The sequence below is a fragment of the Myxococcus qinghaiensis genome (assembly GCF_024198215.1).
Classification (GTDB): domain Bacteria; phylum Myxococcota; class Myxococcia; order Myxococcales; family Myxococcaceae; genus Myxococcus; species Myxococcus qinghaiensis.
Genome location: NZ_JAKCFA010000022.1, coordinates 189079 through 210628, shown reverse-complemented (window position 1 = coordinate 210628; position 21550 = coordinate 189079). Strand labels below are relative to the sequence as shown.

Sequence of the window (21550 nt, the reverse complement as noted above, 5' to 3'; positions counted from 1 at the left end):
GCGAGCCGATGGAGGGCAGCCGCGGCCAGGAGGCCGGCGGGCCCTGCATGCGGAAAGCGGAGACGACGTGAGTCTCGGAGGGGCCGTACTGGTTCTCCAGGACGCAGCCCGGGAGCTTCTCGAAGAGGGAGACGAGCGCGGGAGTGACTTGGAGCTGCTCACCGGCCGTCACGACTTCGCGCAACGTCGTCGGAACGGTGGCGCCGTGAGAGACGGCGTCCGCGATCGCCTGGAGTGCGACGAAGGGCAGGAAGAGCCGCTCGACGCGCTGCTGGTGCATGAAGTCGAGCAGCGCCGGAATGTCCTGGCGCAGGCCGCCAGTGGGGAGCACGAGGGTGCCGCCGGCCCACCAGGTGGAGAAGAGCTCCTGGCAGGAGACGTCGAAGCTGAGAGAGGCGAACTGGAGGGTGGTGGCCGCGGGCTTCGCGGACTGACGCAGCTGCCAGGAGAGCAGGTGGCTCAGCGCGCGGTGAGGAAGGGCGACGCCCTTGGGCCTGCCGGTGGAGCCGGAAGTGTAGATGACGTAGGCGGGAGACTCGGGCGACAGCGCCAGCTGAGGCGCGTGAGGAGGCTGAGCGGAGAGGGCATCCGCCTCCGTGTCGACGAGGACGAGCCGCGCCGTGGACTCCGCGGGCAGCGACGCGCGGAGGCTGGAGTGAGAGAGGACGACGGGCGCAGCGGAGTCCTCGAGCATGAAGGCAAGGCGCTCGGAGGGGTAGTTGGGGTCCAGCGGGAGGTAGGAAGCGCCGGCCTTGAGCGAGGCGAGGACGGCGACAGCCATGTCGAGGGACTTGTCGAGGCAGATGCCGACGGAGCTTCCCGGGGTGACGCCGTGCTGGCGCAGCAGGTGGGCGAGCTGGTTGGCGCGCGTGTCGAGCTGCGCGTAGGTGAGCGAGGAGACACCGTCGGAGACGGCGATGGCGTGAGGCTTGCGCGCCACCTGGGCTTCGACGGGACGGTGGATGAGCGAGGCGACGTGGGGAACGCTCGCGGTGTCATTCCACGCGGTGAGCAGCTGGTGCTTCTCTTCCGCGCTCAGCAGCGGCAGGTGAGCGAGGGACTGGCTCGGGTCAGAGACGGCCGCCTGGAGCAGGCGCGAGAGGTGCTCGCCGAGACGCTGGGCGGTGCTCTTGTCGAAGAGGTCGGTGTTGAACTCGAGCAGGCCGTAGATGTCGTCGCCGGAGTCGACGAGGAGCAGCGAGAGGTCGAACTTGGCGGTGCCGCTGTCCACGTCGAGGGCGCGAAGGACAGTCGCATCATCAGCGCCGGAGCGGGGCGTGGAGGGAGCCGCCGTCTGCAGGGCGAGCATGGCCTGGAAGAGCGGCGAGCGGCTGAGGTCACGCTGAGGCTGGAGCTCCTCGACGAGCTTCTCGAAGGGGACGTCCTGATGCGAATAGGCGCCGAGGGTGGACTCACGCACCTGGGCGAGCAACTCGCGGAAGGACATGTCCAACCGAAGCTGGGTGCGAAGGGCGAGCGTGTTGACGAAGAAGCCGATGATGCCTTCGAGCTCGGCCTGGCGGCGGTTGGCGATGGGAGAGCCGACGACGATGTCGTCCTGGCCTGAGTAGCGGGCGAGGAGGACGTTGAAGGCGGACAGCAACACCATGAAGGGCGTCACGCCCTCGCGGCTGCAGAGGGTGCGAAGCGCGGCGGTGAGGTCCGAGCCGAGGCGCACGGGGAGGTTGGCGCCGTGAGCGGACTGGACGGGAGGACGGGGCCGGTCGGTGGGCAGCTCCAGGGCTTGGGGAGCGCCGGCGAGGTGCTGACGCCACCAGGAGACTTGCTGGGCGAGTGCTTCGTCACGCAGCCAGCCGCGCTGCCATGCGGCGTAGTCGGCGTACTGGAGCGTGAGCGGAGCCAGAGAAGAAGGCAGGCCCTGGCTGAAGGCGGAGTAGAGCTCGATGACTTCACGGCCGAAGACGCCCGCGGACCAGCCGTCGGAGACGATGTGGTGCACGGTGATGAGCAGCACGTGGCGCTGCTCGGAGAGGCGCACGAGGGTGGCGCGAAGCAGCGGCGCGTGGGTCAGGTTGAAGGGCTTCTGGGCCTCGGCGGTGGCGAGGCGCTGGGCCTCGGCGTCGCGGGCCTCCTCGGGGAGATGTCCGAGGTCGATGTGCGAGAGGGAGAACTCGACGTCGGAGTGGATGCGCTGCGCGGGCTCACCATCGGCGCGAGTGACGAAGCTGGTGCGCAGGGACTCGTGGCGGCGGACGAGCTCGTGGAGGGCGCGAGTGAGGGCGTCGGTGTGCAGCTCGCCGTGCACCTGAAGCGCGGTGGGGATGTTGTAGAAGGGGCTGTCGGGCTGGAGCCTGTCGAGGAACCAGAGGCGCTGCTGGGCGAAGGAGAGCGGCAGGTCGCCCGTGCGCCCCACGGGCGCCAAGGGCGGGAGCTGGAGGCCATCCTGGGCCTGACGTGAGGCCTCGATGCGAGGCGCGAGCTGCGCGACGGTGGCGGCCTCGAAGAGCGCGCGAACGGGCAGCTCGATGCCGAAGGACTTGCGGACGCGGGAGATGAGCTGGGTGGCGAGGAGGGAGTGGCCACCGAGCTCGAAGAAGTTGTCGGTGACGCCGACTCGTTCAACACCGAGGACGAGCGCGAAGAGGGATGCGAGCAGTTCCTCGGCCGGAGTGCGAGGCGCGACGTACTCGCGCGCGGTGGTGACGAAGTCCGGCGTGGGAAGGGCCTTCCTGTCCACCTTGCCGCTGGGATTGAGCGGGAGTGCGTCGAGGAGGACGAAGACCGACGGCACCATGTACTCGGGCAGTTGGAGCGAGAGCGCCGAGCGAAGGGCTTGGGAGTCGGGAGTGGCGGAGGGAGAGGGGACGACGTAGGCGACGAGGTGCGCCTCATCCCGGACGACGACCACGGTGTCGGAGACCGTAGGAAGCGTGCGGAGGACGGCCTCGATCTCACCGAGCTCAATGCGGAAGCCACGCAGCTTGACCTGGAAGTCGGAGCGGCCGAGGTACTCGAGCGTGCCATCTGGCAGCCAGCGAGCGACGTCGCCGGTGCGGTAGAGGCGCGCACCAGGGGTGGCACTGAAGGCGTCGGGGATGAAGCGCTCAGCGGTGAGGTCGGGCCTGCGCCAATAGCCGAGGCCCACCTGGACGCCGCCGATGAGGAGATCCCCGGGGACACCCACGGGAGACGGCTGGCCGGATTCGTCGAGGACGAGGAGGCGCGTGTTCGCGACGGGCTTGCCGATGGGGACGAAGTGTCGAGCGTCCCCCGGGGTGCAGCGGAAGAAGGAGACTTCGACGGCGGCCTCGGTGGGGCCGTAGAGGTTGAAGATCTCCGCGTGAGGCAGCCGCGAGTGGGCGCGGCGCGCCATCTCGGCGGGAAGGGCTTCACCACTGCATGCCAGCCGACGGACGTGAGACAGCGCTTCGAGCCCCGGCTCCTCGAGGAAGGCGCGGAGCATCGAGGGGACGAAGTGGACGATGGAAATGCGCTGCTCGGCGATGAGGCGCACGAGGTACGCGGGGTCCTGGTGGCCGCCGGGCTTCGCGACGACGAGGCGAGCGCCAGAGATGAGCGGGGCGAAGAACTCCCAGACGGAGACGTCGAATGAGAAGGGCGTCTTCTGGAGGACGGAGTCGGATGCCGCCAGTGGGAACTGCTGCTGCATCCACAGCAGGCGGTTGACGACGCCTGAGTGGGCATTCATGGCGCCCTTGGGGCGGCCGGTGGAGCCGGACGTGAAGATGACGTAGGCGAGCGAATCCGGGCCGGCCAGCCGCGCGGGGGCAGAGGACGGCTGGCGCGAGACGGCGTCCCACTCGGAGTCGAGGCAGAGCACGCGAGCGGCGTGCGGAGGGAGCACGGACTTCAGGTGCTCGTGCGTAAGGAGGACGGGAGCGTCGGCGTCCTCGAGCATCCCAGCGAGACGCTCGCGCGGATACGCCGGGTCCAGGGGCACGTAGGCGGCGCCGGACTTGAGGACGGCGACAAGCGAGACGATGAGGTCGAGCGAGCGCTCCAGGCAGATTCCGACGAGGACGCCCGGGCGAGCGCCGAGAGAGCGCAGGTGGTGCGCGAGCTGGTTGGAGCGTGAGTCGAGCTGGGCGAAGGTGAGGGCGCTGTCGTCGAAGCGAACGGCCTCGGCCTCGGGCGTACGCAACGCCTGGGCTTCGATGAGGGAGTGAAGCGTGGCTTCACTCGGGTACTTCGCCTGGGCGCCCTGGAAGTCGGAGAGCAGCTGGGACTTCTCGTCGTCGTCGAGCAGGCCGAGGTGACGCAGAGGCACGTCGACGCGAGAGGTGGCGTCGGCGAGCAGGCTCTCGAAATGGCGAGCCATGCGACGCGGAGTGGCGGCGTCGAAGAGGTCGGAGTTGAAGTCGAGGGTGCCGAGCAGTCGACCCTGGCGCTCACTCATGCCGAGAGAGAGGTCGAACTTGGCGGAGTGAAGCTCGGAGGTGAGGAAGTCGAGGGAGAGCCCCGGGAGGCGGAGCGCTTCGTCGGGAGCGTTCTGGAAGACGAAAGAGACCTGGAACAGAGGGCTGCGACTGAGGTCGCGCTGGGGCTGGAGCTCCTCGACGAGCTTCTCGAAGGGGACGTCCTGGTGCTCGTAAGCGGCCAGGGTGGACAGGCGAATCTGGGAGAGCAGCTCGCGGAAGGACTGGCTGCCATTGATGCGAGCGCGCAGGACGAGGGTGTTGACGAAGAAGCCGATGAGGCCTTCGGTCTCCGCGCGGTTGCGGTTGGCGATGGGAGAGCCAACGCTGATGTCGTCCTGACGAGAGTAGCGAGAGAGAAGGAGCTGCCAGGCGGCGAGCAGGACCATGAAGGGCGTGGCGCCCTCGCGCTGAGCCAGCGTCTTCACGGCCAAGGTCAACTCTGGAGACAGCTCGAAGGGAATCAGGGCGCCGCGGAAGGTCTGGACGGGGGGCCGAGGCCTGTCGGTGGGAAGCTCGATGGAGGGAGGAGCACCCGAGAGCTGGTTGCGCCACCAGCCGATTTCCGAGGCCAGGACGTCGCCCTGGAGCCACTGGCGCTGCCAGACGGAGAAGTCGGCGTACTGGATGGGAAGGGGTGCGAGCTGGGCGGCTTCGCCACCGGAGAACTGGCGGTAGAAGGCGGCGAGCTCGCGGACCATGACGGCGATAGACCAACCGTCGGACGCGATGTGGTGGACGGTGACGAGGAGCTGATGCTGCGCCTCGTCCAAGCGGAGCAGCGAGGTGCGGACGACGGGGCCACGGGCCAGGTCGAAAGGACGCAGGGCCTCGGCGGAAGCAAGACGCTGGGCTTCGGCATCGCGCTCCTGCTCGGGCAGAGACGAGAGGTCGATGAGGGGCATCTCCAGCAGGAAGTCGTGCTGGACGAGCTGAATGGGCTGGCCCTCATGAACGGCGAAGCGGGTGCGCAGGGCCTCGTGGCGCTGAATCAGCGCGTTGAGGGACTGAAGCAGTGCGGATGTGTCCAGCGAGCCCGAGAGCTTGAGGATCCAGGGGATGTTGTAAGCGGAAGAGCCGGGCTGGAGTTGGTCGAGGAACCAGAGACGCTGCTGAGCGAAGGAGAGCGGCAGCGGCTGGGCGCGGTCGACAGGGACGAGGGCCGGCTGGCGGGACGCGGAGCCGTGGAGCAGGTCCAGCCGCTCGGAGAGAAGCGCAACGGTGGGCGAGGAGAAGAGCTCACCGAGAGGCAACTCGACGTCGAAGGTGGAGCGGATGCGGGAGACGACTTGAGTGGCGAGGAGGGAGTGGCCACCCAACTCGAAGAAGTCGCCGTGGATGCTGACGCGCTCCAGGCCGAGGACGTCGGCGAAGATGGAAGCAAGTCGCGTCTGGGTAGGCGTGGAGGGAGGGGCGAAGTCGTCGCCGGAAATGGCGGCAGCGAAGTCGGGAGGAGGGAGAGCCTTCCTGTCGAGCTTGCCGTTGGCGGAGAGAGGGAAGGCCGGGAGAGAGACGAGCGCGGCCGGCACCATGTACTCGGGCAGGCGCTGAAGCAGGAAGGAGCGAAGCGCGGACGAGTCGACGTCGTGAGCAGAGGTGAAGTAGGCGACGAGGCGCTTGTCACCGGGGACGTCCTCACGAGCGAGGACGACGGCTTCCTGGATGCCGGAGAAGAGGCGGACGGCGGTCTCGACTTCGCCCAGCTCAATGCGGAAGCCGCGGACCTTCACCTGGAAGTCGGAGCGGCCGAGGAACTCGAGGGTGCCGTCGGCGAGCCAGCGGACGCGGTCACCGGTGCGGTAGAGGCGAGCACCAGGAGTGCTGCTGAAGGGGTGCGGAACGAAGCGCTCAGCGGTGAGGTCAGCGCGGTTGAGGTAGCCCCAAGCCAGGCCGTCACCACCGACGAAGAGCTCTCCCGGGACGCCTGGAGGGAGCGGCTGGAAGGAGGCGTCGAGGACGAAGGCGGAGGAGTTGGAGAGAGGCGCGCCGATGGGGACGGAGCGAGAGACGGAGTCCCCATGCCGCAGCGAGTGAGTGGCGGAGAAGGTGGTGTTCTCGGTGGGGCCGTAGCCGTTGACGAGGACGTGGCCCGAAGGGATTCGGGCGAGGTGCTCGCGGACGCGGGAGGGCGGAAGGACGTCACCACCGGCGAGCACCTGGCGGACTCCGGCCAGGGCAACGGGCTGAGTGGCGACCATCTGCTCGAAGAGCGCGGCCGTCAGCCAGAGGGAGGTGATTCCCTCACGGACAAGCAGTGAGCCCAACTCCTCGAGAGACAACGAGTGAGGAGGAGCGAGGACGAGCTTGGAGCCATGGAGGAGCGCACCCCAGATTTCGAGAGTGGAGGCGTCGAAGGCGACGGGAGCGGCGTGGAGCCAGACGTCGGAGGCGCCGAAGGAGATGAAGGAAGAAGAGACGAGGCGGGTGACGCCACGGTGAGGGACGCAGACACCCTTGGGTTCACCCGTGGAGCCGGAGGTGAACATGACGTAGGCAAGGTCATTGCCCGTCACGGCACCTGCGAGAGGTGAAGAGGGCTGGCGCGCGATGCGAGAAGCCTCCTCATCAATGACGAGGAGGACCGCGCCGAAGGCCGGCAAGTCGTCGACGACATCGGAGTGGGAGATGACGACGCCAGCAGCGGACTCGCGGAGGACGAAGGCGAGACGCTCGGAGGGCCAGGCCTTGTCGAGGGGGACGTAGGCCGCCCCCGCCTTGAGGATGGCGAGGAGGGAGACAATGAGGTCGGCGGAGCGGTCAAGCCGGACAGCGACGCGCGAGCCCGGGAGCACACCCAGCGAGCGCAGGTAGTGAGCGAGCTGGTTGGAGCGCGCATCGAGCTGGGCGTAGGAGACAGACTCCTCGCCAGAGACGACAGCGACAGCGTCCGGAGTACGAGCGGCCTGCTGAGCGAAGAGGGAGTGGATGGACGCGTCGCGCGGGTAGGCGGACGTGGTGCCGGTCCACTCAGTGAGCACCTGCTTCTCATCCGGCGTCAGCATCGCAACCGAGCCGAGCTGGACATCGGGCGAAGTGGTCAGCCCTCCGAGCAGCACCGCGTAGTGCTGTGCGAGGCGCTCCATGGTCGCCGCGTCGAAGAGATCGGTGTTGTAGTTGAGGATACCGGTGAAGCCGTTGACGCCCTCTTCGAGCAAAAGGCTGAAGTCATACTTCGAGGTCTCGATGCTCGCGGCCATCCCGCTGAGGGTGAGTCCGGGGAGTTCGAGTTCCTCTTCAGGGGCATTCTGAAGGGTGAGGGTGACCTGGAAGAGAGGCGAGCGGCTCAGGTCGCGCTGAGGCTGGAGTTCCTCGACGAGCTTCTCGAAGGGGACGTCCTGGTGCTCGTAGGCGGCGAGGGTGGACGCGCGAACCTGTGAGAGCAGCTCACGGAAGGACTGGTGGGCGCCGATTCGTGCACGAAGGACCAGCGTGTTGACGAAGAAGCCGATGAGGCCTTCGGTCTCGGAGCGATTGCGGTTCGCGACGGGCGAGCCGACGGAGATGTCATCCTGGCCCGAGTAACGAGACAGCAAGGTCTGGAACGAGGCCAACAGCACCATGAAGGGCGTGGCGCCCTCGCGCTGGGCCAGCGCCTTCACGGCCTGGGTCAACTCGCTCGACAGCGCGATGGGGACCACTGCGCCGCGATACGTCTGGACGGCAGGACGCGACCTGTCGGTAGGCAGTTCGAGCGAAGTTGAAGCGTCGGAGAGCTGCTTCCTCCACCAAGCAAGCTCGTCGGCGAGGACGTCGCCCTGGAGCCACTGCCGCTGCCAGACGGAGAAGTCGGCGTACTGGATGGGCAGAGGGGAAAGCCGCGCGGGCTCACCACCAGCGAACTGACGGTAGAAGGCCGCGATCTCCCGCACGATGACGCCGATGGACCAACCGTCGGAGACGATGTGGTGAGCCGTGACGAGCAACAGGTACTCGTCATCGGCGAGGCGCACGAGGGTGGCGTGCACCAGGGGACCGCGAGACAGGTCGAAGGAGTGAAGTGCCTCCTCGCGCATGAGCCGCTGGGCCTCAGCGTCGCGAGTGGAGGCGTCCAGGGCGCGCAGGTCGACGACGGGCAGCGCCACGCGGACATCCGGCTGGATGCGCTGGACAGGCTGGCCTTCGTGGATGGCGAAGTGGGTGCGAAGCACCTCGTGCCGCTCAATCAGCGCGTTGAGGGACTGGAGCAGGGCCTCCGCGTTGAGGTTGCCGGTGAGCTTGAGGGCCCAGGGGATGTTGTAGGTGGAAGCGCCGGGCTGGAGCTGGTCAAGGAACCAGAGGCGCTGCTGAGCGAAGGAGAGCGGCAGCGGCTGTGCCCGGTCGACAGGGACGAGTGCCGGCTGACGAGACGAGGAGCCGTGGAGCAGCTCCAGGCGCTCGGAGAGCAGCGCGACGGTGGGCGAGGAGAAGAGCTCACCGAGGGGCAACTCGACGTCGAAGGTGGAGCGGATGCGAGAGACGACCTGGGTGGCGAGGAGGGAGTGGCCACCCAACTCGAAGAAGTCGCCGTGGATGCTGACGCGCTCCAGGCCGAGGACGTCGGCGAAGATGGAAGCAAGTCGCGTCTGGGTAGGCGTGGAGGGAGGGGCGAAGTCGTCGCCGGAAGTGGCAGCGGCGAAGTCGGGAAGAGGGAGGGCCTTCCTGTCGAGCTTGCCGTTGGCGGAGAGAGGGAAGGACGGGAGAGAGACGAGGGCTGCCGGCACCATGTACTCGGGCAGGCGCTGAAGCAGGAAGGAGCGAAGCGCGGACGAGTCGACGTCGTGAGCAGAGGTGAAGTAGGCGACGAGGCGCTTGTCACCGGGGACGTCCTCACGAGCGAGGACGACGGCTTCCTGGATGCCGGAGAAGAGGCGGACGGCGGCCTCGACTTCGCCCAGCTCAATGCGGAAGCCACGGACCTTCACCTGGAAGTCGGAGCGGCCGAGGAACTCGAGGGAGCCATCGGCGAGCCAGCGGACGCGGTCGCCGGTGCGGTAGAGGCGAGCACCAGGGGTGATGCTGAAGGGATGCGGAACGAAGCGCTCAGCGGTGAGGTCAGCGCGGTTGAGGTAACCCCAAGCCAGGCCGTCACCACCGACAAAGAGCTCTCCAGGGACGCCCGGAGGGAGCGGCTGGAAGGAGGCATCAAGGACGAAGGCGGAGGAGTTGGAGAGAGGCGCGCCGATGGGAACGGAGCGAGCGACGGAGTCGCCGTGGCGCAGCGAGTGAGTGGCGGAGAAGGTGGTGTTCTCGGTGGGGCCGTAGCCGTTGACGAGGACGTGGCCCGGGGGCAGGCGAGCGAGGTGCTCGCGGACGCGGGAAGGCGGAAGGACGTCGCCACCAGCGAGGACCTGGCGGACCCCAGCCAGGGCAACGGGCTGAGTGGCGACCATCTGCTCGAAGAGAGCAGCGGTGAGCCAGAGGGAGGTGATTCCCTCACGGACGAGCAGCGAGCCCAACTCCTCGAGTGACAACGAGTGAGGAGGAGCGAGGACGAGCTTGGCGCCGTGAAGGAGCGCACCCCAGATTTCGAGAGTGGAGGCGTCGAAGGCGACGGGCGCGGCGTGGAGCCAGACGTCGGAGGCGCCGAAGGAGATGAAGGAAGAAGAGACGAGGCGAGTGACGCCACGGTGAGGGACGCAGACGCCCTTGGGCTCGCCCGTGGAGCCGGAGGTGAACATGACGTAGGCAAGGTCATCGCCCGTCACGGCACCTGCGAGAGGTGAAGAGGGCTGGCGCGCGATGCGAGAAGCCTCCTCATCAATGACGAGGAGGACCGCGCCGAAGGCCGGCAAGTCGTCGACGACGTCGGAGTGGGAGAGGACGACGCCAGCAGCGGACTCGCGGAGGACGAAGGCGAGGCGCTCGGAGGGCCAGGCCTTGTCGAGAGGCACGTAGGCCGCCCCCGCCTTGAGGATGGCGAGGAGGGAGACGATGAGGTCGGCGGAGCGGTCAATCCGGACAGCGACGCGAGAGCCAGGAAGCACACCCAGCGAGCGCAGGTAGTGAGCGAGCTGGTTGGAGCGGGAGTCGAGCTGGGCGTAGGAGAGTGACTCCTCGCCGGAGACAACAGCGACAGCGTCCGGAGTACGAGCGGCCTGCTGACCGAAGAGGGAGTGGACGGACGCGTCGCGCGGGTAGGCGGAGGTGGTGCCGGTCCACTCGGTGAGGACCTGCTGCTTCTCGGGGGCGGACAGCAGCGAGAGCTCGCTGAGCGATTGTTCAGGCTGAGAGACCGCGGCCTCGAGCAGCACGGAGAAGTGACGGAGCAGTCCCTGCATGGACGCCGCGTCGAAGAGGTCGGTGTTGTAGTTGATGATGCCGGAGAACTGCTCCGCCTCTGTGAACAGGAGGCTGAAGTTGAACTTCGACGTGTTGATCTCCGCGGGCAGAGCACTGAGCTCAAGACCCGCGAGCGCAAGAGCCTCTTCGGGGGCGTTCTGCAGCGTGAGCGAGACCTGGAACAGAGGAGAACGGCTGAGGTCGCGCTGAGGCTGGAGTTCCTCGACGAGCTTCTCGAATGGGACGTCCTGGTGCTCGTAGGCAGCCAGGGTGGACAGGCGCACCTGCTCCAGCAGTTCGCGGAAGGACTGTCGCGCGTCGATGCGTGCACGCAGGACCAGCGTGTTGACGAAGAAGCCGATGAGGCCTTCGGTCTCGGCACGGTTGCGGTTGGCGACCGGTGAGCCGACGGAGATGTCGTCCTGGCCCGAGTAGCGAGAGAGCAGGAGCTGGAAGGACGCCAGCAGCACCATGAAGGGCGTGGCGCCTTCGCGCTGAGCCAGGGCCTTCACGGCTTGAGACAGCTCACGAGTCAGCTCGATAGGGAGCACCGCGCCGCGATACGTCTGGACGGCGGGACGCGGCCTGTCGGTGGGCAGATCGAGCGAGGTGGACGCGCCGGAAAGCTGCTTCCTCCACCAGGCAAGCTCTTCGGCGAGGACGTCACCCTGGAGCCACTGGCGCTGCCAGACGGAGAAGTCGGCGTACTGGATGGGCAGCGGCGCGAGCTGGGCGGCCTCTCCGCCGGAGAACTGGCGGTAGAAGGCCGCCAACTCGCGGACCATGACGGCGATGGACCAACCGTCCGAGACGATATGGTGGACGGTGACGAGAAGCAGATGCTGCGCTTCATCCAGGCGGATGAGGGAGGCTCGGACCAAGGGGCCCTGCGCCAGATCGAATGGACGAAGGGCCTCGTCGCGGGTGAGCCGCTCGACGTCCGCGTCACGCTTCGCGTGCGCAATGCCACGCAGATCCACCTGAGGCATCTCCAGCAGGAAGTCGTGCTGGATGAGCTGAACGGGCTGGCCTTCGTGAACGGCGAAGCGGGTGCGTAGGGCCTCGTGGCGCTGAATCAGCGCGTTGAGGGACTGGAGCAGTGCATTGGAGTCCAGTGCACCGGAGAGCTTGAGGACCCAGGGGATGTTGTAGGTGGAGGTGCCGGGCTGGAGCTGGTCGAGGAACCAGAGGCGCTGCTGAGCGAAGGAGAGCGGCAGCGGCTGGGCGCGGTCGACGGGAACGAGGGCCGGCTGGCGAGGCGCGGAGCCGTGGAGCAGCTCCAGACGCTCGGAGAGAAGCGCGACGGTGGGCGAGGAGAAGAGCTCACCGAGAGGCAACTCGACGTCGAAGGTGGATCGGATGCGAGAGACGACTTGAGTGGCGAGAAGGGAGTGGCCACCCAACTCGAAGAAGTCGCCGTGGATGCTGACGCGCTCCAGGCCGAGGACGTCGGCGAAGATGGATGCAAGTCGCGTCTGGGTAGGCGTGGAGGGAGGGGCGAAGTCGTCGCCGGAAATGGCGGCAGCGAAGTCGGGAGGAGGGAGAGCCTTCCTGTCGAGCTTGCCGTTGGCGGAGAGAGGGAAGGACGGGAGAGAGACGAGGGCTGCCGGCACCATGTACTCGGGCAGGCGCTGAAGCAGGAAGGAGCGAAGCGCGGACGAGTCGACGTCGTGAGCAGAGGTGAAGTAGGCGACGAGGCGCTTGTCACCGGGGACGTCCTCACGAGCGAGGACGACGGCTTCCTGGATGCCGGAGAAGAGGCGGACGGCGGTCTCGACTTCGCCCAGCTCAATGCGGAAGCCACGGACCTTCACCTGGAAGTCGGAGCGGCCGAGGAACTCGAGGGTGCCGTCGGCGAGCCAGCGGACGCGGTCGCCGGTGCGGTAGAGGCGAGCGCCGGGCGAAGAAGAGAAGGGGTGCGGAACGAAGCGCTCAGCGGTGAGGTCAGCGCGGTTGAGGTAACCCCAAGCCAGGCCGTCACCACCGACGAAGAGCTCTCCAGGTACGCCCGGAGGGAGCGGCTGGAAGGAAGCGTCGAGGACGAAGGCGGAGGAGTTGGAGAGGGGCGCGCCGATGGGGACGGAGCGAGAGACGGAGTCGCCGTGGCGCAGCGAGTGAGTGGCGGAGAAGGTGGTGTTCTCGGTGGGGCCGTAGCCGTTGACGAGGACGTGGCCCGAAGGGATGCGGGCGAGGTACTCGCGGACGCGGGAAGGCGGAAGGACGTCGCCACCAGCGAGCACCTGGCGCACCCCGGCGAGTGCAGCGGGCTGAGTGGCGACCATCTGCTCGAAGAGCGCGGCCGTCAGCCAGAGAGAGGTGATGCCCTCACGGACGAGCAGCGAGCCCAACTCCTCGAGTGACAGCGAATGAGGAGGAGCGAGGACGAGCTTTGCGCCGTGGAGGAGGGCACCCCAGATTTCGAGGGTGGAGGCGTCGAAGGCGACAGGCGCGGCGTGGAGCCAGACGTCGGAGGCGCCGAAGGAGATGAAGGAAGAAGAGACGAGGCGGGTGACGCCGCGGTGAGGGACGCAGACACCCTTGGGTTCGCCCGTGGAGCCGGAGGTGAACATGACGTAGGCGAGGTCATCGCCCGTCACGGCACCTGCGAGAGGAGAAGAGGGCTGGCGCGCGATACGCGAGGCCTCCTCATCAATGACGAGGAGGACCGCGCCGAAGGCCGGCAAGTCGTCGACGACATCGGAGTGGGAGATGACGACGCCAGCAGCGGACTCGCGGAGGACGAAGGCGAGACGCTCGGAGGGCCAGGCCTTGTCGAGAGGCACGTAGGCCGCCCCCGCCTTGAGGATGGCGAGGAGGGAGACGATGAGGTCGGCGGAGCGGTCAATCCGGACAGCGACGCGAGAGCCAGGAAGCACACCCAACGAACGCAGGTAGTGAGCGAGCTGGTTGGAGCGGGAGTCGAGCTGAGCGTAGGAGACAGACTCCTCGCCGGAGTCGACAGCGACAGCGTCGGGCGTGCGAGCAGCTTGCTGAGAGAAGAGGGAGTGGACGGACGCGTCGCGCGGGTAGGCGGAGGTGGTGCCGGTCCACGCGGTGAGGACCTGCTGCTTCTCGGGGGCGGACAGCAGCGAGAGCTCGCTGAGCGATTGTTCAGGCTGAGAGACCGCGGCCTCGAGCAGCACGGAGAAGTGACGGAGCAGCCCCTGCATGGACGCCGCGTCGAAGAGGTCGGTGTTGTAGTTGAGCAAACCCGACAGTTGCTCAGCCTCATCGAACAGCAGGCTGAAGTCATACTTCGAGGTGTTGATCTCAGCCTGAATCGGCTTGAGCACCAGTCCTGACAGCGCGAGCGACGCCTCGGGGGCGTTCTGAAGGGTGAGGGTGACCTGGAAGAGCGGCGAGCGGCTCAGGTCGCGCTGAGGCTGGAGTTCCTCGACGAGCTTCTCGAAGGGGACGTCCTGGTGCTCGTAGGCGGCCAGCGTGGACAGTCGCACCTGTTCCAGCAGTTCGCGGAAGGACTGGCTGCGATTGATGCGAGCCCGGAAGACGAGCGTGTTGACGAAGAAGCCAATGAGGCCTTCGGTCTCGGAGCGATTGCGATTGGCGATGGGCGAGCCGACGGAGATGTCGTCCTGGCCCGAGTAGCGAGAGAGCAGGAGCTGGAAGGACGCCAGCAGCACCATGAAGGGTGTGGCACCCTCGCGCTGGGCAAGGGCTTTCACGGCCTGCGTCAGTTCACGCGACAGCTCGATAGGGAGCACCGCGCCGCGATAGGTCTGGACGGCGGGCCGAGGCCTGTCCGTCGGAAGCTCGAGCGAGGTCGAGGCACCGGCAAGATGCTGGCGCCACCAGTTGATCTCCGAGGCGAGGACGTCGCCCTGGAGCCACTGGCGCTGCCAGACGGAGAAGTCGGCGTACTGGATGGGAAGCGGTGCGAGTTGGGCGGCCTCGCCGCCGGAGAACTGGCGGTAGAAGGCGGCGAGCTCGCGGACCATGACAGCGATGGACCAACCGTCCGAGGCGATGTGATGGACGGTGACAAGGAGCAGATGCTGGGCCTCATCGAGGCGGACGAGCGACGTACGGACGACAGGGCCACGGGCCAGGTCAAACGGACGCAGGGCTTCGGCGGAAGCCAGACGCTGGGCCTCGGCGTCGCGCTCCTTCTCGGGCAGAGACGAGAGGTCGACGAGCGGCATCTCCAGCAGGAAGTCGTGCTGGATGAGCTGAACGGGCTGGCCTTCGTGAACGGCGAAGCGGGTGCGCAGGGCCTCGTGGCGCTGAATCAGCGCGTTGAGGGATTGGAGCAGTGCATTGGAGTCCAGTGCACCGGAGAGCTTGAGGACCCAGGGGATGTTGTAGGTGGAGGTGCCGGGCTGGAGCTGGTCGAGGAACCAGAGGCGCTGCTGAGCGAAGGAGAGCGGCAGCGGCTGGGCGCGGTCGACGGGGACGAGGGCCGGCTGGCGAGACGAGGAGCCGTGGAGCAGCTCCAGGCGCTCGGAGAGCAGCGCGACGGTGGGCGAGGAGAAGAGCTCACCGAGGGGTAACTCGACGTCGAAGGTGGCGCGGATACGGGAGACGACTTGAGTGGCGAGGAGGGAGTGGCCACCCAACTCGAAAAAGTCGCCGTGGATGCTGACGCGCTCCAGGCCGAGGACGTCGGCGAAGATGGAGGCGAGGCGCGTCTGGGTAGGAGTGGAAGGAGGGACGAAGTCGTCGCCAGAAGTGGCGGCGGCGAAGTCGGGAGGAGGAAGGGCCTTCCTGTCGAGCTTGCCGTTGGCGGAGAGAGGGAAGGACGGGAGAGAGACGAGGGCTGCCGGCACCATGTACTCGGGCAGGCGCTGAAGCAGGAAGGAGCGAAGCGCGGACGAGTCGACGTCGTGAGCAGAGGTGAAGTAGGCGACGAGGCGCTTGTCACCGGGGACGTCCTCACGAGCGAGGACGACGGCTTCCTGGATGCCGGAGAAGAGGCGGACAGCAGCCTCGACTTCGCCCAGCTCAATGCGGAAGCCACGGACCTTCACCTGGAAGTCGGAGCGGCCGAGGAACTCGAGAGAGCCACCGGCGAGCCAGCGGACGCGGTCACCGGTGCGGTAGAGGCGAGCGCCGGGCGAAGAAGAGAAGGGGTGCGGAACGAAGCGCTCAGCGGTGAGGTCAGCGCGGTTGAGGTAGCCCCAAGCCAGGCCGTCACCACCGACGAAGAGCTCTCCCGGGACGCCTGGAGGGAGCGGCTGGAAGGAGGCGTCGAGGACGAAGGCGGAGGAGTTGGAGAGAGGCGCGCCGATGGGGACGGAGCGGGAGACGGAGTCTCCGTGCCGCAGCGAATGAGTCGCCGAGAAAGTGGTGTTCTCGGTGGGGCCGTAGCCGTTGACGAGGACGTGGCCCGGGGGCAGGCGAGCGAGGTGCTCGCGGACGCGAGAGGGCGGCAGGACGTCGCCACCGGCGAGCACCTGGCGGACTCCGGCCAGGGCAACGGGCTGAGTGGCGACCATCTGCTCGAAGAGCGCGGCCGTCAGCCAGAGAGAAGTGATTCCCTCACGGACGAGCAACGAGCCCAACTCTTCCAGAGACAGTGAATGAGGAGGAGCGAGGACGAGCTTTGCGCCGTGAAGGAGCGCACCCCAGATTTCGAGGGTGGAGGCGTCGAAGGCGACAGGAGCGGCGTGGAGCCAGACGTCGGAGGCGCCGAAGGAGATGAAGGAAGAAGAGACGAGGCGGGTGACGCCGCGGTGAGGGACGCAGACACCCTTGGGCTCGCCGGTGGAGCCGGAGGTGAACATGACATAGGCAAGGTCATTGCCCGTCACGTCGAGTGGCAGCGCGGAGGAAGGCTGGCGCGCGATACGCGAGGCTTCCTCATCAATGACGAGGAGGACCGCGCCGAAGGCCGGCAAGTCGTCGACGACATCGGAGTGGGAGATGACGACGCCAGCAGCGGACTCACGGAGGACGAAGGCGAGGCGTTCGGAGGGCCAGGCCTTGTCGAGAGGGACGTAGGCAGCTCCCGCCTTGAGAATGGCGAGGAGGGAGACGATGAGGTCCGCGGAACGGTCGAGACGGACAGCGACGCGAGAGCCCGGGAGCACACCCAACGAACGCAAGTAGTGAGCGAGCTGATTGGAGCGCGAGTCGAGCTGGGCGTAGGAGACGGACTCCTCACCGACGACGACAGCGACAGTATCCGGGGCGAGCGCGGCCTGCAGTGCGAAGAGGTCCTGAATGCTCGTGTTGCGAGGGTAGTTCGCGGTGGCGCCGTTCCAGCGCGTGAGCACCAGTTGCTTCTCGTCCGGCGTGAGCAGCGACATCCGTCCGAGCCGTGAATCAGGCGCGGTGACGGCCTCCGTGAGCAGCACGGAGAAGTGCCGCGACAGGCGCTCCAAGGTCGCCGCGTCGAAGAGGTCGGTGTTGTAGTTGAAGACGCCCGAGAAACCGCTGCCGCCCTCTTCGAGCAAGAGACTGATGTCGTACTTCGACGTCTCCAGCTCCGGAGGAAGGTGGGTGAGGGTGATGCCAGGAAGCGCGAGCGTCGAGTTCGGCGTGTTCTGAAGCGTGAGGGTGACCTGGAACAGCGGGCTGCGGCTCAGGTCACGCTGAGGCTGAAGCTCCTCGACGAGCTTCTCGAACGGGACGTCCTGGTGCTCATAGGCGGCCAGGGTCGACAGGCGCACCTGGGCCAGCAGCTCACGGAAGGACTGTCGGTCGTCGATGCGCGTGCGCAGGACCAGCGTGTTGACGAAGAAGCCGACCAGACCCTCGGTCTCCGCGCGGTTGCGGTTTGCGATGGGAGAACCAACGGAGATGTCGTCCTGGCCCGAGTACCGCGACAGCACGAGCTGCCACACGGCGAGCAGGACCATGAACGGCGTGGCACCTTCGCGCTGCGCGAGCTCCCTCACCGCGTTGCTCACGCTGGGGGACAGGGAGATCGGAAGCACCGCGCCGTGCTCGGTCTGCGCGGCGGGACGAGGCCTGTCGGTGGGCAGCTCCAGCGCGGCGGGCGCTCCGGAGAGCTGCTGCTTCCACCAGTCCAACTCCTGACGGAGCGTATCGCCGCTGAGCCGCTGCCGCTGCCAGACGGAGAAGTCCGCGTACTGGATGGGCAGGGGCGCGAGCCGCGCGGACTCGCCGCCGGAGAACTGGCGATAGAACGCACCCAGCTCCCGGACCATCACCTCCGTGGACCATCCATCCGAGATGATGTGGTGGACCGTGACCAACAGCAGGTGGTGGCGCGTATCGAGCCGAAGCAGCGTCGCTCGTACGAGAGGGCCACGGGCCAGGTCGAACGGACGCAGGGCCTCCTCCCGCATCAGCCTGCGCGCTTCCTCATCCCGCTGCGACGGCTCCAGGAGCCCGAGCTCCAGCACGGGCAGGTCCACCCGAGCCTCGGGCTCGATGACCTGAACGGGCTGCGCATCACGGACGACGAAGTGCGTGCGCAGCACCTCATGTCGCTGGACGAGCGCCCGCAGGGACTGCCGCAGGGCCTCGGCATTCAGCTCCCCTTCGAGCCGCAGGGCCGCGGGCAGGTTGTACGAAGCCGTGCCCGGCTGGAGTTGGTCCAGGAACCACAGACGCTGCTGCGCGAACGACAGGGGCAGGTCCCCATCGCGCGGAACAGGGCGCAGCTTCGCCGGACCCGAGTCCGCGATAGTCCCACCCGAAGCGACCTGGAGCCGCTGAGAGAGCAGCTCGACAGTGGGCGCCTCGAACAAATCGCGCAGCGGCAGCTCCACACCGGTGGAGGCACGAAGCTGCGCCACCAGTCGCGTCCCCAACAGCGAATGACCACCGAGCTCGAAAAAGCTGTCGGTGACACCGACGCGCTCGATGCGGAGCACCGAGGCGAAGAGGGAAGCCAGCAGCTCCTCGGAGGGAGTGCGAGGCGCGACGAACTCACGGGAAGAGGGGACGAAGTCCGGAGCCGGGAGCGCCTTGCGCTCCACCTTGCCGCTGGGGCTCAGGGGCAGCGCGTCGAGGAAGACGAAGGCGGCCGGCACCATGTACTCGGGGAGGCGCTGGGAGAGCGCGGCCCGGAGTGCAGCGGCGTCGACATCGCCGGAGGAGACGACGTAGGCAACGAGACGCGCCTCGTCGCGGACGACGACGACGGTGTCGGAGACGGAGGGAAGCGAGCGAAGCGCGGCCTCGACTTCACCCAGCTCGATGCGGAAGCCACGCAGCTTGACCTGGAAGTCGGAGCGGCCGAGGTACTCCAGGGTGCCGTCCGGCAACCAGCGAGCGACGTCACCGGTGCGGTAGAGGCGAGCACCGGGAGTGGCGCTGAAGGCGTCAGGGATGAAGCGCTCAGCGGTGAGGTGGGGCTTGCGCCAGTAGCCGAGGCCGACCTGGACGCCGCCGATGAAGAGCTCACCCGGGACACCGACGGGAGAAGGCTGGGAGTCGGAGTCGAGGACGTACAGGCGGGTGTTGGCGACGGGTCTGCCGATGGGGATGGAGGCGCGAGAGGAGCCGCGAGCGCAGTGGAAGAAGGAGACGTCGACGGCGGCCTCGGTGGGGCCGTAGAGGTTGTGGACCTCGGCGGAAGCCGGGAGGCGTGCATGGGCGCGAGCCACGAGGTCGGCGGTGAGGGCCTCACCACTGCACACGACGCGGCGCAGACCGGAGAGCTTCTCGATGCCCGGCTCCTCCAGGAAGGCGCGGAGCATGGAGGGGACGAAGTGGAGCGTGGAGACACGCTGCTCGGCGATGAGGCGCACGAGGTAGGCGGGGTCCTGGTGGCCACCGGGCTTCGCGAGGACGATGCGAGCACCCGTCATGAGCGGCCAGAAGAACTCCCAGACGGAGACGTCGAAGGAGAAGGGCGTCTTCTGGAGGACGGTGTCCATCGCCGTGAGGGCGTACTGCTGCTGCATCCACAGCAGGCGGTTGACGACGCCTGAGTGGGCATTCATGGCGCCCTTGGGACGCCCCGTGGAGCCGGACGTGAAGATGACGTAGGCGAGGGAGTCCGGGCCGGCGAGCGACTCGAGCGAAGAGGAGGGCTGGCGAGAGACAGCGTCCCACTCGGAGTCGAGGCAGAGCACGCGAGCGGCGTGCGGAGGGAGCACGGCCTTCAGGTGCTCGTGCGTGAGGAGGACGGGAGCGTCGGCGTCCTCCAGCATCCCGGCGAGACGCTCGCGCGGATAGGCCGGGTCCAGCGGGACGTAGGCGGCGCCAGACTTGATGACGGCGAGCAGCGCGACGACGAGGTCGAGCGAGCGCTCCAGGCAGACACCGACGAGGACGCCGGGGCGAGCACCGAGGGCACGCAGGTGGTGCGCGAGCTGGTTGGAGCGTGAGTCGAGCTGGGCGTAGGTGAGGACGCTGTCCTCGAAGCGAATGGCCTCCGAGTAGGGCGTGCGCATCGCCTGCGACTCGATGAGGGAGTGAAGCGTGGCCTCACTCGGGTACCTCACCTGCGCGCCCTGGAAGTCGGCGAGGAGCTGGTGGTGCTCCTCGTTCGTGAGGAGGGGCAGCTCGGACAGGCGCGTGTCCGGGTTGGCGGCCACCGCTCCGAGCAGCGTGTAGAAGTGACCGCGCAGTCGCTGGATGGTCGCGACGTCGAAGAGGTCGGTGTTGTACTCGAGCCAGCCGAAGATTTCGTCCGGCCGGTCCTCGCGCAACTCCAGCAGCAAATCGAACTTCGCCGAGCCCGGGTCCACCAACAGATAGGTGGACTGCAACCCCGGCATCGACAGGTCCTGGCGCGGGGTGTTCTGGAAGCTGAACATCACCTGGAACAGCGGGTGACGGCTCAAGTCGCGCGGAGGCTGCAGCTCCTCGACCAGCTTCTCGAAGGGCAGCTCCTGGTGCGCATACGCCGCCATGCACACGTCCTTCGCGCGACGCAGCAGCTCGCGGAAGGTGGGGTTGCCGCCCAAATCATTGCGCAGCACCAGCGTGTTGACGAAGAAGCCGATCAGCGACTCCAGCTCCGGCACGTTGCGGCCGGCGATGGGCGAGCCGACCGTGATGTCCGTCTGCCGCGAGTGCCGGTGCATCAACGTCTGGAACGTGGCCAGCAGCGTCATGAAGAGGGTGGCCCCCTCCTGCTGGCTGACCTCCTTCAGCACGCGCGTCAGCGCCACGGGCAACGTCACGAACTGACGCGAGCCCCGGTACGTCTGGCGGGCAGGACGCGGCCTGTCCGTGGGCAGCTCCAGCGGCTCCGGCAGCGTCTTCAGGTGCTGCTTCCAGAAGTCCAGCTCGATGCGCAGCCGCTCGCCCTGCATCCGCTCGCGCTGCCACTCCGCGAAGTCGGAGTACTGGATGGCGAGCTCCGGAATCGCGGGCGTCTGGCCCGTGACTTCCGCCGCGTAGAAGGTCATCAGCTCGCGGACGAAGACACCCAGCGACCAGCGGTCCGTCACCAGGTGATGCATGGTGACCAGGGCCACGTGGTTGTCGGGCCCCAGGCGCAGCACCTTGCCGCGCAGGAGCGGCCCGCGTGCCAAATCAAACAGGCGCTGGGACTCCTCGCTGGTGCGGCGCTCCACCTCCTCGTCCTGCTCCGCCTTGCCCAGGTGGGAGATGTCCTCCACCGGGATGGTCAGCGTCAGCTCCGGCAGGACGATCTGCACGGGGAGCCCGTCGTCCCTCGCGGCGAACACGGTGCGCAGCGACTCGTGGCGCCGCACCACCTGGTTCACACACCGCGCCAGCAGCGGGATGTCCAGCACGCCGGTGAACTGCACGGTGATGTGGACGTTGTAGGCGAAGGCCTGTCCGCCCTCGAGCTGGTCCACCACCCACAGCCGCTGCTGTGGGAATGACGCGGGCGCGGGCTCGGTTCCAGCGCGACGCGGAATCGTCCGCTCCAGCGCCTGCGTCGTAGCGGCCTGGAGCTGCCCCTTCTTCTCCTTGAGGAGCAACTCGTACAGTGCGCGCTGCTTGGGAGTGAGCTTGTCGAGATTCTTGGAGCTACCGCTCAT

The 21550-nt window shown here is 67.5% G+C and carries 1 protein-coding gene (cut by a window edge); it reads right to left on the bottom strand.

Annotated features, from left to right (window positions below; all coding sequences use genetic code 11):
• Nucleotides 1-21550, bottom strand: part of the annotated coding region (locus LZ199_RS34410; RefSeq protein ID WP_253997998.1) for a non-ribosomal peptide synthase/polyketide synthase (this coding region is incomplete at its 3' end). Its footprint begins 6303 nt before the window's first position; 21550 of its 27853 annotated nt are in view.